This is a genomic window from Rhodococcus chondri (assembly GCF_036327435.1).
Classification (GTDB): Bacteria; Actinomycetota; Actinomycetes; order Mycobacteriales; family Mycobacteriaceae; genus Rhodococcus; species Rhodococcus chondri.
Window position 1 is genome coordinate 1 of the sequence record NZ_JAUZMZ010000380.1, and the last position, 999, is coordinate 999.

Annotated in this window: 1 protein-coding gene; it reads left to right on the plus strand. The window is 74.8% G+C overall.

The window, feature by feature from the left end:
• Window positions 1-854 (plus strand): FAD-dependent oxidoreductase (locus Q8814_RS26260; protein WP_330154844.1); only part of this gene is annotated, 854 nt, incomplete at its 5' end.
• Window positions 855-999: the final 145 nt, after the last annotated feature.

The window sequence follows — 999 nt, forward strand, 5'->3', positions numbered from 1 at the left end:
TCGCGTCCGGGGCGCGGCCGCGGCCGCTGGGGAGCGGCGCGCTGACCCTGCGCACGCTCGACGACGCGCTGCTGCTGCGCGAGCGGCTCGCGTCCCGCCCGTCGGTGGCGGTCGTCGGCGCCGGCCCGCTGGGCATGGAGATCGCCTCGGCCGCGCTGCAGGCCGGATGCGCGGTCACCCTCGTCGCCGATACCGCACCGATGCGCCCCCAGTTCGGGTCGTACCTGTCGGAGGTGTTCACCACCGCGGCGATCGCCGCCGGCCTGAAGATCGTCTACGGCACCGCCACCGCCCTCGACACCACCACCGCTCCGGGCGCCGGCGCGGTGACGTTGGACGACGGCGCCCGCGTCGACGCCGAACTCGTCGTCGCGGCGATCGGCGATCTGCCCAACACCGAATGGCTCGCCGAGTCCGGGCTGCTCACCGACGGCCGCCTGGAGGCGGACTCGCGGGGCCGGGTCGCGCCGGGCATCGTCGCCGCCGGGGACGTCGCCGCGGTTCCGGTCCGCGGTCGTGTGCGGCGAATCCCGTTGTGGAACAGCGCTATCGAACAGGCCAGGGTGGCCGCCGTGGCCCTGCTGCGTGGCGATGCGGCTCCCGAGTTCGACGCCGATCCGTATTTCTGGACCGAGCAGTTCGGGCTGAGCCTCAAGGCGATCGGGCACCTGCCGGTCGCGGGCGCTCCCGAGTTCCTGGTCGGGGACGACCCGCACGGGCCGGCGCTGATGCACTGGCGGCACGAGGACGGTGCCGGGGTCGCGGTCGCGGTCGATCACCGCATCCCGATCCCCCGACTGCGGCGCGCCGCCGCGACCGGACAGGCACCCGCGACCCCGAAGTCGGCCGCGTAAAGTCCGTGTGGATGAATCCACCCCCGGTCCACCCGGCCGACCCCGACCTGGCCCGCCTCGCCTCGGTCAACCTCAACCTGCTGGTGCCGCTGCTGGCCCTGCTCGAGGAGGGATCGGTCACCCGCGCCGCGGCCCGGGTGGGCAT